Here is a 14743-nt window from a genome sequence, read left to right on the forward strand (position 1 = left end):
AGTGCGTTTCTTCTCAGCTCCTTCTGAGTCTTTCATAAATAAGTCGAATTTGTGTCAACTTATTTCAGGACGGGACACTCAAAGAATACTAAAAGCCACCCATTTGGGTGGCTTTTTTTGTTGGCACCGCCAAAGGGTCAAATACTTTGAGGCAAGCCTCGAAATTAAACGTTCGTTTCCAAACCAGGGGCTTGCCTTGAGGTGGTTTACTTCAAATAGGGAGAAGTCTTTTGGCTCAATTGATTAAATATGTTTGTAGGCTTTTTCCTTTCGTTTTATGCTATTTAAAATTTAATAAACGCTTTTTATCGATTAAAATGTGTTTTTAATCTTGTTTATTCTTACTTTTGTTAAAATAGTCTAAAATTTGAAGGCAGCCCATACATACGTTTTTCGTTTTAGTATAGTTTGTTTTTTCTCCATGATATCGCCTGTTCTGTTTGCGCAAACGGCAAGGGTAGGAATCGGTACAAGTAATCCTCAAGCTACACTTCACGTTGTAGGTGATTTGGTTTTTGAACCAGATGCTACCATAGTGCCTACACGTCTGGTAGGTGTAAGTGTTGCGGGTGATTTAACACATTTACAGCTTTCTGCAGACTTGAATATTGTTGATGGCGAACTTCAGGTTATCGAAGACAGTACAGATGATAATATTTTATTTGTAGGTGAAGTTGATCAGAGCGCTGATGCTGCAACCACGGTGATCTATAATAATTATGATATAGGTATCGATTCTTATAATAATGAAAATGCTGTATTACGCATTACAGGCGAATCTAACGGTTACAATATGACGGGATTTGCCAACGGTTATGACGGGCGTATATTTTACCTCTACAATGCACAGGGTAACAATGTGACTTTCTTCAATCTTAATGCAAACAGCAGTCCCGAGAATCAAATAATTACAGGTTCTGGTTCTAATGAAGGTATTAACGGGGAAGGTGTAGCCGAGTTTATTTATGATGGTGTTCAGGAAAAATGGATTTTAGTCAACATTCGAAGCTAGGAAAATGCGATACTTTTTGAACTTACTTCTTTTTTTGAGTACGCTGGGTTCTTATGCGCAGGTAGGAATTGGTACGACCAATCCTCAGGAAACTTTGCACGTGGTGGGTTCTGTACGCGTCGAAAGCAGTCCTTCAATTACAGCGCCTTTGGGACTTATAGGAGCCGATGATGAGGGAACTTTAACTACGATCAACATTCAGAATACGCTAACGCTCACAAACGGAAAAGTAAATGTGCAAGGCAATGTTCTTTATGGTATTGGCAGTCAGGATCTGGGTGGCATTACTTACGATGGTAATTTTATTCATGATTTAGAATTAGGCCTGGGGCCGGGCGAACCTAATGAGGGGATGTCTGTCGTTAAGGTTTATAATTTACCGGCTAATGGCAAGCTTACAGGAATACAAGATGGAGTAGACGGTTTGCACTTGTTTTTTTATAATGTAGATACGGGTAACATTCAATTTATGGATGAATCAGACACGGATTCTGCAGGATCTCAAGCCGAGAACCGCATCAAAGTACTCGCAGGTTCAGAAACGATTTCAGGTAAAGGATGTGTAGAACTGCTATATGATGGTACTGCGCAACGCTGGTTATTCCTTTCAATACACGATTAACTCAAGGCCTTATATGATAAGAAAACTACTCGTATTATTTTTACTTTTTCAAGCCACAGGCTTTGCTCAGATTGGTATCAATACCAATACTCCAGATGCAACACTTGATGTAAATGGTACAGTGCGTGTTGAAAATTTAATTGACGCATCGGGTGTAGCGGTTTCCCTTACCGGAATTTCATCAGCAAATAGATTGAGTAGGACAACTACCGGAGCCGGACTTATCGTTAACGAAAACACTCTCGAGTTAGCACCGGTAACGCGTAATATTGGTGAACTAGATCTAAGTCCTTTAATAGCTGTTGAAGGAACAACATTAAATAATGTCAGTGCTTTGCTTGGTGTAGGAGAATCTAATGAGGCAAGCACCTTCATTCGTGTATATGGCTACTCCAGTACCATAAATTTGACAGGAATCTCTGGAGGCTTCCACGGAAGACGAATCACATTGTATTTTTCAGAAGAACAAAACTTAAGACTTAAGGAAGAGGATGGGGCAGCAGCACCCGAAAATCGTTTTGTAACCCTAGCAACTTCTCAAATTACAGTAAGCGGAACGGGCTTTGTTGAGTTGGTCTACGACGCAACAGCTGGGGTAGATGGCCTAGGCAGGTGGCTTGTTCTTAAGTTTAGACCCTAAGGTTTCAATTTGAGAGGCTTTTAACATTATCTTTTTCAAGGAGCCCTTGAATAAATGTTAAGTTTGTGAGAATAAATTTCACAAACACTATGTTGACTCCATTTCAAGAATTATCAGATACATCAAGACTTTGGATCTACCAAAGCGACCGCAAATTTACCGAAGAGGAACTTCCTAAACTTGAGCAATATCTAAGTGCATTTCTAGAGAAATGGACCGCTCACGGAGCTGCACTCAATGCGGGATTTGAAATAAAATATGACCGCTTCATCATCATTGCTCTTGACCAAACCCAAAGCGCAGCCAGTGGTTGCTCGATAGATACGCAGGTACGTTTTATTCAGGATCTTGAAAAAGAATTTGAGGTTTCGCTTCTAGACAAAATGAATGTAACCTACATCCAAAACGACCGTCTGCATTTTAAACCGCTTACCGATTTTAAAAAGATGGCAAAAGATGGTGCTGTAGGGAAAAAGACGATCGTTTTTAATAACCTCGTGAATACCAAAGAAGAATATTTAGAACATTGGGAAGTGCCTGCAATAGAAAGCTGGCACAGTCGTTTCTTTAAATAAAAGAACATATGCTTAAAGAACGTTTTGTACTGGTAGTCGTTCTACTGCTCACATTTACAGGTTTTGCACAAACCAGAAATCCGTTAATTGCTAAAGAATTGACCGAGCAACAAGCTTGGGTCGACAGCATTTATGATGGGATGACGCTCAAGGAAAAAATTGGTCAGCTTTTTATGGTTGATGTTTTTTCGAGGGATCCCAAATCGGTAACCGATGCGGTAAAGCCACTGATCGAGAAACATCACATAGGTGGACTTATTTTTTCTAAAGGTGGTCCCGTGCGCCAGGCAAGACTTACAAACGAGTATCAAGCTTTGAGTAAAGTGCCTTTAATGGTAGCGATGGATGCCGAGTGGGGACTTGCTATGCGTTTAGATTCAACCTATGCGTTCCCGTGGAATATGACGCTAGGAGCGATAAGCGATAATAAGCTTGTAGAACAGGTAGGTAAGCAAATCGGTTTACATAATAAACGCCTCGGGGTGCATATCAATTTTGCCCCGGATGTCGACATCAATGTAAATCCAGAGAATCCTATTATCGGCAATCGTTCCTTTGGCGAAGATCGGGATAATGTAACCGATAAAAGTGTAGCCTTCATTCGTGGTATGCAAGGTGCAGGAGTTTTAGGAAGTGCAAAGCATTTTCCGGGACACGGCGATACCAATCAGGATTCGCATAAAACCCTTCCTACGATTCCATTTTCGCGTAAGCGTTTAGATTCCATAGAAATGTATCCGTACAAGAAAGTGATCGATGCGGGTATTGCAAGTATTATGGTGGCACATCTTAACGTGCCGGCGCTAGACAATCGACCGGGATATCCAACCTCCTTGTCTAAAAAGGTAGTAACCGATATTCTCAAAGACAGTTTAGGTTATCAAGGACTTATTTTTACTGATGCGCTCAATATGAAAGGAGCTTCAAATTACGATGCTCCCGGGGAGATCGATTTGGCGGCTTTTAACGCCGGGAATGATATTTTGCTGATGAGCGAAAATGTGCCTAAAGCGATTGCCAAAATTGAAGAAGCTTATAATAAAGGCGAAATTACCGAAAAGCGCTTATCCCGATCGGTGAAGAAAATACTCTTTGCCAAATTCAAAGCCGGACTTAATAATTATAAGCCTATTGAGCTACAAAATCTTTATGAGGATCTCAACAAGCCTGAAGATGAGGTGGTGTACCGCAAAGCGATGGCGAGCGCGCTCACCGTATTAAAGAATGATCAGGCAATTTTACCTGTAAAGAATATTGAAGATAAAAAGATCGCCTATATCGAACTGGGCGATGACAGCGGGACGCCGTTTTATAATGCGCTTAAAAAATATGCTGAGATCACAAAAATTGAAGCGGCTTCGGCTTCAGAATATAGTACAAAGCTAGAGGCGTTTAATTATGTGATAATTGGTTTTCACAGGTCGAATGACAACCCCTGGAAGTCCTACAAGTTTACCTCCCGTGAAATTGAAATTATAGAAACGATAGCAGCAGCCAAACCAACGGTGCTGGATGTTTTTGTACGACCATATGCGCTTTTTGATCTGGAAAATACCAGCAACCTTGAAGGGGTTGTGATGTCTTATCAAAACAGCAGCATTGCGCAGGAGTTGAGTGCACAGCTTATTTTTGGAGCGATTGAGGCTAAAGGTAAACTGCCGGTTTCGGTGGGTGAAGAGTTTAAGATCAATACCAGCTACGAGATAGGAACCTTGCGTCGTTTGAAATATGGGATTCCTGAGGAGGAAGGAATGGATTCTGAACAATTGAAAGGTATTGATAACCTGATGAAAGAAGGTCTTACCGATGTGATGTTTCCCGGCGGTCAGGTGTTGGTTGCACGTCACGGGAGGGTGATCTACGAGAAGGCTTTTGGCTATCATACCTATACCAAAAAGCAACCGGTACAACTGGATGATGTTTATGATCTGGCTTCGATGACCAAAATTTTGGCAACCTTGCCCATGCTGATGAAACGTTATGATGAGGGTAAATTCAAATTGGATGATAAGCTGGGAACTCTGCTTCCTGTGCTACAAGGTTCAAACAAACAAAACATCACGGTTAAAGAAGTATTGTCGCACTACGGTAGACTCAAACCTTGGATTCCTTTTTATACGGCAACTTTTGATGACTCCGGAAAGCTTTCAAAAAAATATTATCGTACGCGACCCGAAGAGAATTTCAGTCTTAAGGTAGCAGAAGATCTGTATTTGCGTAACGATTATCCCGATTCTATCGTGAAAATTATTGCCGACTCAGACCTGCTCAGCAGAAGGGTTTATAAATACAGTGACCTTTCTTATTTCTTATTCAAAGAGTATTTGGAGAATACCGGAGGAAAAGATTTAGATCATTTAACGCAGGAAAATTATTATCAATCCCTTGGGGCACATACCATGGGATATAAACCGCTCAGTCGCTTTGCAAAAAGCAAGATCGTTCCCAGTGAGAATGACACCTACTGGCGTATGCAACAAGTACACGGTTATGTGCACGACATGGGTGCAGCTATGGAGGATAACATTGGTGGACACGCCGGTCTTTTTAGTAATGCCAATGACGTGGCAAAAATGATGCAGATGTATCTTCAAAACGGCTACTACGGTGGGAAGCGCTATTTCTCAAAAGAAACGATGAACGCGTTCAATACCTGTTATTATTGTAAAGACGATGTGCGCAGAGGTGTTGGCTTTGATAAACCTCAATTAGGAACAGTAGGACCTACCTGTGGTTGTGTGAGTATGGAAAGTTTTGGGCATTCAGGATTTACAGGAACTTTGACCTGGGCAGATCCTGAGTCGGGTATTATTTATGTGTTTCTATCCAACCGCACGTTCCCTACAGCCGATAACAGAAAATTGATTTCTTCAGATTTGCGCACACGTATTCAGGAAGTGATTGAGAATGCGGTGATTCCTTAATGTTGTCATCCATCGCTAATATTGCGCACTTTTTCTGGTACGTAGTGCACGAATAAATTGGTATTTTTACATCATGAAAATAGCTATTGTTTGTTATCCTACCTTTGGCGGAAGTGGCGTTGTTGCAACCGAACTGGGGATCGCGCTTTCTAAACGCGGCCACGAGGTGCATTTTATTACCTACAAGCAGCCGGTACGCCTCGATTTATTAAATGAAAAGATTTTCTTTCACGAGGTAAATGTGCCGGAGTATCCTTTATTTCATTTTCAACCCTACGAGTTAGCACTTTCAAGCAAACTGGTAACCATTATCAAAGCCTACCATATAGACGTGTTACACGTGCATTATGCGATTCCGCACGCGTACGCGGGATATATGGCAAAGAAAATGCTTCAGCAAGAGGGAATCACCATCCCGATGGTAACTACACTTCACGGGACAGATATTACCTTAGTAGGAAATCACCCGTTTTACAAACCCGCGGTAACCTTCAGTATAAACAAAAGTGATGTGGTGACTTCGGTTTCTCAAAGCCTGAAAGAAGACACAAACCGACTTTTCGACATCAAACGCAAGATCAAAGTAATCCCCAATTTTATTGATCTGAGTACGGTAAAAGATACCTTTACCGATTGTCAACGCGGTTTGATGGCACACGAAGATGAACGTATTGTTACACACATCAGTAACATGCGCGAGGTAAAATGCATTCCCGATGTGATTAAGACCTTTTATCACATTCAGAAGGAAATTCCATCTAAACTGATTATGGTAGGAGAAGGTCCTGAACGCGCTCCTGCCGAAGCTTTAGCCGAAGAATTGGGCATCGCTTCTAAGGTGATCTTTTTAGGAAATAGCAATGAGATCGATAAAGTATTGTGCTTTTCAGATCTGTTTTTACTTCCTTCTAAAGCTGAAAGTTTTGGCCTTGCAGCATTAGAAGCAATGTCGCACGGCGTTCCTGTGATTTCCTCTAATGCCGGTGGATTATCAGAAGTGAATACCCACGGAGTTTCCGGTTTCTTAAGCGAGGTAGGCGCAGTAGAAGAAATGGCTAAGAATGCACTCGTAATCTTGAAGTCAGATGCAGAATTGGCACAGTTCAAAAAACAGGCAAGAACACAAGCACAACATTTTGCGATCGAAAATATCGTACCGATGTATGAAGAAGTTTATGAAAAAGCAATTAGGAAAAATGAACCTAAAAAAGCTTCACTTTCTTAAAGATAAAGCCGTAGTTGTAAACAACGGCAATAAAAAAATCCCGCTTGTAAAAGCGGGATTTTTTATGCTGTTCATTCAGTTCTTAAAACTGGTAACGAATTCCCAATGCGATATCAAAATCTAGGTCGTCATTATCGTAATAGTTATTTCCGTCTCCAAAACCAATTTCCGGTCTAAAGTCTAAAGAAAGAACTAAGGGAATATCAAAGTCATACTCGATACCTATATCACCTGCTGCAAACACAAAGGTATCATCGTCATAATCGTTGCGATCATAATCGTAAGATGCAAGACCACCACCTACACCGGCATACCAGTTAAAACCACCGTCAATATTCCATACCCATTGGTACAAGCCGGCAAGTTTAAAACCGTCATAGTTATTTCCGTCTCTGATACCTAAATCAAGCTCTAATCTGTTGTTGCTTCCTAGGGCTCTTTGGTAAGAGATTTCAGCTCCAAAACCGTCGCTATCTCCTAAACGAAGACCTAACGCGTTAGGGGCTATATCTTGAGCTTGTGAGCTAAAAGAAAATCCGGCGATGCAGACAAATGCTATAAGTAATTTTTTCATAATTATAATTTTTAAAATTTTTGTTTCACAAATGTAATCCTAGTTAAGCTTAGTGTTTACAGGGGTTGCGCCAATCTTTTGTTAAGCTTGTCTAAGGTTTTGTTAACTTCAAAACACTTAATAGTTGTACCTTTAGCTTATGATTACACAGCTCACAGAACCCTTATCTGAACTCAGAGATTCTCTTGACGGAGATCTATTTTTTGATGATTTGCACAAAACCTTGTATGCTACAGATGCTTCGGTTTATCGTCAAATTCCTGTTGCGGTTGCGTTTCCGAAGTGTGAGAAAGATATTCAGCAGCTTATTCTTTTTGCTGAAAAAAATAAGATAGGGATCATTCCGCGAACTGCAGGAACTTCCCTGGCAGGACAATGTGTAGGAGACGGTCTTGTGGTAGATGTGTCTAAATATTTTACTGAAGTCATTGCGCTGGATGTGCACAACAAAACGGTGACTGTACAACCGGGTGTGATACGTGATGAGTTGAATCGCTTTCTTGAACCGCATGGCTTATTTTTTGCACCAAATACGTCAACCTCAAACCGCTGTATGATTGGCGGAATGGTGGGGAATAATTCATCGGGAACTACTTCTATTCAATTTGGCGTAACACGTGATAAGGTGGTAGAAGTAAAAACCATATTAAGCGACGCAAGCAGCGTTACTTTTAGTTCGATTTCAGCTGAAGAGTTTAAACAAAAGTGCAAACTGAACACCCTTGAAGGAAAAGTATACAGCAGCATTTATGAACAATTGAAGGATGAACAGGTGCAGGAGGAGATTCGGTCTAGATTTCCCAAACCGGAAATCCATCGCAGAAATACGGGATATGCGCTAGACGCCTTGCTTGATAATTCAGTTTTCGATAACAAAAGTGAGCAACCGTTCAATATGTGTAAGCTGCTTGCAGGAAGTGAAGGAACGCTCGCGTTTAGCACAGAAATAACGCTACAATTAGATGTACTACCTCCAAAGCACGGAGTGATGGTTGCAGCGCACTTTGAAAGTATTACATCTTGTTTAGAAGCGGTAGTCCCAGCGATGCAACATAAGCTGTATGCTTGTGAAATGATGGATAAAGTAATTCTTGATTGTACGCTTAATAATCGGGAGCAGCAAAAAAATCGCTTTTTTATTGAAGGCGACCCTGCAGCGATTTTAATGTTGGAAGTGCGTGCAAATACGTTGGACGATGCACGCAAACAAGCTTTAGCGTTAATCGCGACTATTGAAAATTCTGGGTTGAGCTATGCTTATCCTACCCTTGAAGGTTCACAGATCAATCAGGCTTTAGAACTGCGTAAAGCAGGCTTGGGCTTATTAGGAAACATTGTGGGCGATCGCAAGGCGGTAGCCTGTATTGAGGATACTGCCGTAGCGTTAGAAGATCTTGCGCCCTACATCAACGAATTTAGCGCATTGATGGCAGACTTTAAACAGGATGCGGTGTATTATGCGCACGCAGGGGCCGGAGAGTTGCATTTGCGACCTATTCTGGATTTAAAGAAAGCAGATGATGTGGTGCTTTTCAGAAAGATCACAACGGCGGTAGCAAACCTGGTCAAAAAATATCAGGGTTCGATGAGTGGTGAACACGGCGACGGACTCGTACGTGGCGAGTTTGTAGAGATGATGATAGGTAGTGCCAACTATGAGCGTTTAAAACGTATTAAAAGCAGCTTTGATCCTCATAATGTCTTCAATCCCGGGAAGCTGGTGAATGCCAACCCGATGGACGAAAACCTGCGCTATACTCCAGATCGTGAAGAACCGCAAATTGATACCTTACTCAATTTTGACGATAGCCAAGGAATTTTACGCGCTGCAGAACAATGCAACGGTACAGGCGATTGCAGAAAGTTACCGGCTGCCGGTGGTACGATGTGTCCCAGCTATCGCGCTACTCGCGATGAGAAAGATTCCACGCGTGGAAGAGCAAATGCATTGCGAGAATTCTTAACCAAATCAGAACGTAAGAACAGTTTTAATCATAAAGAATTAAAAGAAGTTTTTGACCTCTGCCTAAGCTGTAAAGCTTGTGCCAGCGAATGCCCAAGTAATGTGGATGTTGCTGCTTTAAAAGCTGAATTTGAATATCAATATAAAAAGGAAAACGGGAGCTCCCTACGCACACGTGCGTTTGCATTTAATGCCTATTTAAACAAAGTAGGAGCGGTGCTTCCGGGGATTACAAATCGTTTGTACAAAGCTAAACTGAGTGGGAGGTTTATCAGGAAAACCCTCGAAGTTGCTCCTGAACGAAGCCTTCCGCCGCTTTCCAAACGTACCTTAAGAAAGCGTTTTAAAAAGCTGAAAGCCTTCAATCCACAAAACCCGATCAAGACGGTCTATTTATTTGCCGATGAGTTTACCAATTATCTCGATGCACAAATTGGTGAGGATGCCGTGATCTTGTTGCAGCGACTCAACTATGAAGTGCGTATAGTTGCGCACGCCGAGAGTGGACGTTCTTTTATTTCCAAAGGTTTTTTAAAAGAAGCACGTAAGACTGCACAGAAAAACATCAACACGTTTAAAGATCTTATTGATGAGAAGCACCCTTTAATCGGAATTGAACCTTCAGCGATTTTAGGCTTTAGGGATGAATATTTGCGTCTGGCAAAAGACGTTGAGGAGGCAAAAGCTTTAGCTAAAAACACCTTTACTATTGAAGAATTTTTGAGTGCTGAAATCAAAGCAGAACGCATTAAAGCGACTTCATTTACCACCGAAGCCAAGAAGCTGAAGATTCACGGGCATTGCCATCAAAAGTCCTTAAGCGGAATAGAGCATACCTTTAGTATTTTGAACCTTCCGGTGAATTATACGCCTACGATCATTCCGTCTGGGTGTTGTGGGATGGCTGGCTCTTTTGGGTATGAAAAGGAACATTATGCGTTGAGTATGCAAATAGGAGAGCAAACGCTGTTTCCTGCGGTACGCAAAGCTTCAGAAGATACACTCATCGCCGCGCCGGGTACGAGTTGTAGGCATCAAATAAAAGACGGGACACAGCGCCAAGCACAGCATCCCGTTACTATTTTAAAAAATGCTTTGGTTTAGATCTTCAGTAAAACTGTAAAGGTGATTCCTTCCTCTGGTAAGTTTTGGAAACCTTCATTTAGGTTTTCCTGTGCAACAGCGTAGGGATAGAAGCTTACAGGTTCTACACAAACCATATTAGTCACTTCGGTCCACAGCATAAAATTGCCAAAACCTTCAGATTTAAGCGTGATCGAATTTTCGTCGTTGAGCGTAATTTCAGAACAATCAGGAACCTGAAAGGCTCGGCTTCCTACCGCCATAATTTCAGCTAGACTAATTTCTTTTTTAGCATGGGTTACCGTTGGTTTTTCGGTACGCAATTTAAAGGCAGGATGATACCCTAGCATAAACGGCATTTCCGGTTCTCCACTAATGATGAATTCAATTTTTAGTCCATCTTCACTGAGACTGAATTGCTTTTTAAACACAAAATCATACGGCCAGCTCAGCCATTCTTCAGTAGATTTTTTAGGGTATTTCGAATTTTTGATCTTGGTTCCCGCAGTATACTGCTTTTCAAAAACCGCTGTAGTTGCTGTTGAAGAAGTAAGCGCGTAATCAAGTTCGCGCAACAACCCGTGTTGATCCAAGATCGCTTCTCCTTTAGGCGTTTTTACTTTAAAACCGGCTTCATCTGTGGGGCCGATTATAGGAAACATCTCATCGTCAGATTTTCCCCAGCCGGGACTTCCCACTTGATGAATATACTCATAGTCGTCTTTCTTAAAACTTGAAAGTTGACCTTTATCAATGCTAACGTTGAGGTTTTTTAGTTGTAGTTGTGTCATTTTAGTTCAGCTTTTCTAAGGCGTTATAATAATCGAGATGTAAATCTTCGTGTAAGGCTTCAATCTTTTTATGAATGTATTCCAGTTGCCGTAAATACAAATTACGCAGCGTATTGTTATTGCGAATTGCAGGGCGTACGGCTTGCATTTTTTCGCAGAAATAAAGCAAAAGTTGTACTTCGGTCTCTTTATTGCCGGAATAGCGGATGTACTTTTTGGTCTCGCGCAAAATCTTTCTGATCGACTTTTTCATCCAGTAGTAATTGCGCGTGTTGAGCGCTTCAAACTGCTCATCGATGTTTTCTTTGATCAGTGTAACATAACCCGGTTCATAATCTGACTCAAAAAGCAAATACGTGAGCAGTTCTTTGTTCTCTTTTTTGAATTTGGAGAGCCTCAAACAAATGTTGAGAAGTTCGTCTTCATCTTTGTGTTTGAGTTCTTTTTTTAACTGCGTGACCGTAGCTGCTTTCATAACTGCAATTTAACCAAAATGCTGTTAAAGCCCGTTAATACTTGGGTTTTAAACGCTAAAATATCTTTAAAGAACTAGGAATAGGCGCGGTTGATGCCTAATTTTAATTCAAACCAAAAAAAGAAAACTACATATGAAATTTTCAAGAAAAGCATCAGCAAACTGGAAAGGGCAAATCAAAGCAGGAATGGGAACCATTTCTACTGAAAGTAAAGTTCTGGACGCATCAAAATATGGTTTTGCAACCCGTTTTGAAGACGGAAAAGGAACCAATCCTGAAGAATTGATCGGAGCGGCACACGCAGGTTGCTTCACGATGCAATTGACCGCATTTTTAGGCGAAGAAGGTTACACTGCCGAAGATTTAAAAACGGACGCTAACGTAACTTTTGAGGAAGGTGCGATCACCAAAATCGATTTGACCTTAGTAGGTAAAGTGCCGGAATTTGATGCAGAAACCTTTAAAAAGATCGCAACCAAAGCAAAAGAAAATTGCCCGGTTTCAAAATTATTAAATGCCGAAATCAGTCTCGATGCAACTTTAGAAGAATAAAAAATCTTCAATATAAATTTAAAACCTCCCCGACGGGAGGTTTTTTTATGCGCAAGAAGCAAAAGTGTAAAGTGTATCTTTGACGAACAAAACAAGAAGAAGTGTCTCCACTAGTACTTTATATTTTACCGGCAGTTGTAGCCTTTTTAACCAGTTTTATGGTTGGGAGATTGCTATGTACACAAAAGCTAGCGGCGCACTTTATTGACAATATTAGTGGGAAAAAACTACATCAAAACGCCGTACCTGCCTCTGGGGGTATAGCCTTGGTTTTGGGTGTTGTGATTCCTGTTTTGATCTTTGATCGGGAGTTGATTTATGCTACGTACTTCTACTTTTTGATAGGAGCAGCAGGACTGTTTTTGTTGGGTTTATACGATGATTTAAAGCCTTTGGGATGGTTGCTTAAGCTCGTACTTCAGATCGCCATAATTACTGCAGTTGTGGTTTTAGGAGACCTTCGGTTAGAATCGGTTTTGTTGGAACATAGTTTTATCCGGCTGCCGTATGTTTTGAGTGTTATACTAAGTGTAGTGCTGATCACTTTTTTGACGAATGCCTTCAATTTTATTGATGGTGTAGATGGTTTGGCGACGGCAGTAGCACTCGTATTTATTTTGGGGTTGTTGTATTTTCAAACGCCATTTTCCGGAGTTTTCTTAATGTGTATGGCTGCTGCTTTATTTGGTTTCCGGCAATTGAATCGCGAGCCGGCAGCGTTGTTTATGGGAGATAGTGGCTCATTATTCATAGGTTTTTCTTGTGCTTGCTTGGCGATTTTCTTTTTAGAAGCAGATCTGAGCATCAACAATGCACAATTAGACTCATTTCAGCAACGTTTACCAATTTTGCTTGCGCTTTTTTGGTTTCCTATTGCAGATACGATTCGCGTGTTACTATTGCGACTAAGCCGCAAACAAGCGCTTTTCAAAAGAGATAAACTGCACAGTTATTCTTCGCTCATTCGTTTGGGGTATGGGCATTCTAGAATTGTGACTATTGTGGTGGTTTTGACTTTGTTGAATGTATTCGGGGCCTGGTATTTAGAACCTCTATTAGGAGTGTTGTTATTTTTTGTAGTACAGGTTGCATTTAGTGTAGCACTACATTTTTATCTCAATAGTTTGATCAAGAAGTTCACCAACTCAAAAGAAAACAGCAATGGATGAGTCCAAAAAAATAGCGCTTGCGTTGCCATCCATTGATGCGGATGCTACAGATTACCTTACTCAGGTTGTCAATGAAAATTGGGTGACTTCCGGTGGACCGACAGTAACAAAATTTGAAAAGAAACTCCGTGAATTTTTGCAAACGGATCGGGAAGTAGTGGCATTAAATTCAGGGACTGCAGCCTTACACCTTGCCTTAAAGTTAGCCGGCGTGCAACGCGATGATTTTGTACTGTGCCAGACGATGAGTTTTGTAGCTTCTTCAAATCCGATAGCCTATTTAGGAGCGATCCCTGTGTTTATCGATAGTGAAAAGAACACTTATAATCTAGCTCCTGAAAAAGTAAAAGAGGCTATTGAATGGTGCCTGAAGCAAAACAAAAAGCCGGCGGCTCTGGTCGCGGTTCATTCTTTTGGGATTCCCTGTCAAATGGAAGAAATAGTCAAGCTTTGTAAAGATAATGAGATTCCATTGATCGAAGATGCAGCCGAAGCTTTAGGAAGTAGATATAAAGAGCAACCTTGCGGACTTTTTGGCGATTACGGAATTTTATCCTTTAACGGAAATAAGATCATCACGACCGGTGGCGGTGGTGCACTGATTTGTAAAGATGCTCAAAAGGCTGAGGAGGCCAGGCATTTGTCGCGTCAGGCGAAAAGTGCTACAACAGGATTTGAACACGATGCCGTAGGCTTTAATTATGCGATGCCGGGATTGAATGCAGCGCTTGGTTTGAGTCAGTTGCAAACGCTAAAAGAACGCATTCAAAAGAAGCGGGAGCTTCATCAGTTTTATCAGGAGTGCTTTGCCGAAATAGAAGAAGTTGAAGTGCTGAGCGTTCAAAATGAGAAATATTATGCGAATTATTGGCTGACTGTTATTCGATTTACAGGAAGTAATTCAACAAAAAATCCGCAACAATTTCAGGCTTTTTTAACCGAAAAAGGGATTGAATCCCGTTTTCCGTGGAAGCCCTTGCATCTTCAAGAGATCTACAGTGAACAACATTATTTTGGAGCGCAACAAGCGGAAACCTTATGGAAGACCGGATTGTGTCTGCCATCCGGATGTGGTTTGACAAAAGAAGATCTTAACCGAATTCAACAGGCAATAAATGCGTATTTTTCGGCTTAATT

At 41.2% G+C, this 14743-nt stretch carries 14 protein-coding genes; 11 read left to right on the forward strand and 3 right to left on the reverse strand.

The features are described 5' to 3' along the window. From WA338_RS09020 to bshA, 7 genes are all read left to right on the forward strand, one after another. Positions 1–247, forward strand: a 247-nt coding sequence (locus WA338_RS09020; RefSeq protein ID WP_336093107.1) for a hypothetical protein, incomplete at its 5' end; no start/stop codon positions are given. Between the two features lie 174 nt (positions 248–421). After that, a complete protein-coding gene (locus WA338_RS09025) occupies positions 422–1012 on the forward strand; it encodes a hypothetical protein (RefSeq protein WP_009779421.1) in 591 nt (196 codons plus the stop codon). A gap of 16 nt (positions 1013–1028) precedes the next feature. Further along, positions 1029–1634 (forward strand): hypothetical protein, encoded by a 606-nt coding sequence (locus WA338_RS09030; protein WP_154648911.1) that lies wholly within the window; start codon positions 1029–1031, stop codon positions 1632–1634. Between the two features lie 13 nt (positions 1635–1647). Beyond that, positions 1648–2274 carry a hypothetical protein gene (locus tag WA338_RS09035; RefSeq protein ID WP_009779423.1) on the forward strand — a complete coding sequence of 209 codons (627 nt, stop codon included), beginning with the start codon at positions 1648–1650 and terminating at the stop codon, positions 2272–2274. A gap of 89 nt (positions 2275–2363) precedes the next feature. After that, positions 2364–2849, forward strand: coding sequence for a hypothetical protein (locus WA338_RS09040; RefSeq protein WP_009779424.1), 486 nt, complete (start codon positions 2364–2366; stop codon positions 2847–2849). 8 nt (positions 2850–2857) lie between these two features. Then, positions 2858–5773 (forward strand): glycoside hydrolase family 3 N-terminal domain-containing protein, encoded by a 2916-nt coding sequence (locus WA338_RS09045; protein WP_009779425.1) that lies wholly within the window; start codon positions 2858–2860, stop codon positions 5771–5773. A 73-nt stretch (positions 5774–5846) separates the two neighbouring features. Next, positions 5847–6998, forward strand: a complete 1152-nt coding sequence (gene bshA / locus WA338_RS09050; RefSeq protein ID WP_009779426.1) for an N-acetyl-alpha-D-glucosaminyl L-malate synthase BshA — start codon at positions 5847–5849, stop codon at positions 6996–6998. A gap of 82 nt (positions 6999–7080) precedes the next feature. Here the strand turns inward: bshA and WA338_RS09055 are convergent, their stop codons facing one another. Beyond that, entirely contained in the window at positions 7081–7572 is a 492-nt protein-coding gene (locus WA338_RS09055; protein WP_009779427.1) for a hypothetical protein, read from the reverse strand. A gap of 139 nt (positions 7573–7711) precedes the next feature. Between WA338_RS09055 and WA338_RS09060 the strand changes: the two genes are divergently transcribed. Continuing rightward, complete coding sequence (locus WA338_RS09060) at positions 7712–10639, forward strand: FAD-binding and (Fe-S)-binding domain-containing protein (RefSeq protein WP_272987459.1); 2928 nt, start codon at positions 7712–7714, stop codon at positions 10637–10639. Here the strand turns inward: WA338_RS09060 and WA338_RS09065 are convergent. Together WA338_RS09065 and WA338_RS09070 are read right to left on the reverse strand one after the other, a co-directional pair. Then, positions 10636–11409 (reverse strand): aldose 1-epimerase, encoded by a 774-nt coding sequence (locus tag WA338_RS09065; protein WP_272987461.1) that lies wholly within the window; start codon positions 11407–11409, stop codon positions 10636–10638. The two genes, WA338_RS09060 and WA338_RS09065, sit on opposite strands and share 4 nt — an antisense overlap. Position 11410: 1 nt before the next feature. Then, positions 11411–11884: a hypothetical protein gene (locus tag WA338_RS09070; protein WP_272987462.1), complete on the reverse strand. Its 474-nt coding sequence runs from the start codon at positions 11882–11884 to the stop codon at positions 11411–11413. A gap of 133 nt (positions 11885–12017) precedes the next feature. Between WA338_RS09070 and WA338_RS09075 the strand changes: the two genes are divergently transcribed. The 3 genes from WA338_RS09075 to WA338_RS09085 all read left to right on the forward strand — a co-directional run bounded on the left by WA338_RS09075 (position 12018) and on the right by WA338_RS09085 (position 14741). Then, positions 12018–12437 (forward strand): OsmC family protein, encoded by a 420-nt coding sequence (locus tag WA338_RS09075; protein ID WP_272987465.1) that lies wholly within the window; start codon positions 12018–12020, stop codon positions 12435–12437. 101 nt (positions 12438–12538) lie between these two features. Continuing rightward, a complete protein-coding gene (locus tag WA338_RS09080) occupies positions 12539–13606 on the forward strand; it encodes a glycosyltransferase family 4 protein (protein WP_272987467.1) in 1068 nt (355 codons plus the stop codon). Continuing rightward, complete coding sequence (locus WA338_RS09085) at positions 13599–14741, forward strand: aminotransferase class V-fold PLP-dependent enzyme (protein ID WP_272987468.1); 1143 nt, start codon at positions 13599–13601, stop codon at positions 14739–14741. Before WA338_RS09080 ends, WA338_RS09085 begins: the two co-directional genes overlap by 8 nt. The last annotated feature ends 2 nt before the right edge of the window (positions 14742–14743 follow it).

Origin of the sequence: Leeuwenhoekiella sp. CH_XMU1409-2 (assembly GCF_037029365.1) — a bacterium.
GTDB classification, from domain to species: Bacteria; Bacteroidota; Bacteroidia; order Flavobacteriales; family Flavobacteriaceae; genus Leeuwenhoekiella; species Leeuwenhoekiella blandensis.

Excerpts from the sequence above, each read along its gene's own strand:
- WA338_RS09025 (WP_009779421.1), top strand. The coding sequence starts at position 422 with ATGATATCGCCTGTTCTGTTTGCGCAAACGGCAAGGGTAGGAATCGGT.
- WA338_RS09035 (WP_009779423.1), top strand. The coding sequence starts at position 1,648 with ATGATAAGAAAACTACTCGTATTATTTTTACTTTTTCAAGCCACAGGC.
- WA338_RS09040 (WP_009779424.1), top strand. The coding sequence starts at position 2,364 with ATGTTGACTCCATTTCAAGAATTATCAGATACATCAAGACTTTGGATC.
- WA338_RS09045 (WP_009779425.1), top strand. The coding sequence starts at position 2,858 with ATGCTTAAAGAACGTTTTGTACTGGTAGTCGTTCTACTGCTCACATTT.
- bshA (WP_009779426.1), top strand. The coding sequence starts at position 5,847 with ATGAAAATAGCTATTGTTTGTTATCCTACCTTTGGCGGAAGTGGCGTT.
- WA338_RS09055 (WP_009779427.1), bottom strand. The coding sequence starts at position 7,572 with ATGAAAAAATTACTTATAGCATTTGTCTGCATCGCCGGATTTTCTTTT.
- WA338_RS09060 (WP_272987459.1), top strand. The coding sequence starts at position 7,712 with ATGATTACACAGCTCACAGAACCCTTATCTGAACTCAGAGATTCTCTT.
- WA338_RS09065 (WP_272987461.1), bottom strand. The coding sequence starts at position 11,409 with ATGACACAACTACAACTAAAAAACCTCAACGTTAGCATTGATAAAGGT.
- WA338_RS09070 (WP_272987462.1), bottom strand. The coding sequence starts at position 11,884 with ATGAAAGCAGCTACGGTCACGCAGTTAAAAAAAGAACTCAAACACAAA.
- WA338_RS09075 (WP_272987465.1), top strand. The coding sequence starts at position 12,018 with ATGAAATTTTCAAGAAAAGCATCAGCAAACTGGAAAGGGCAAATCAAA.
- WA338_RS09085 (WP_272987468.1), top strand. The coding sequence starts at position 13,599 with ATGGATGAGTCCAAAAAAATAGCGCTTGCGTTGCCATCCATTGATGCG.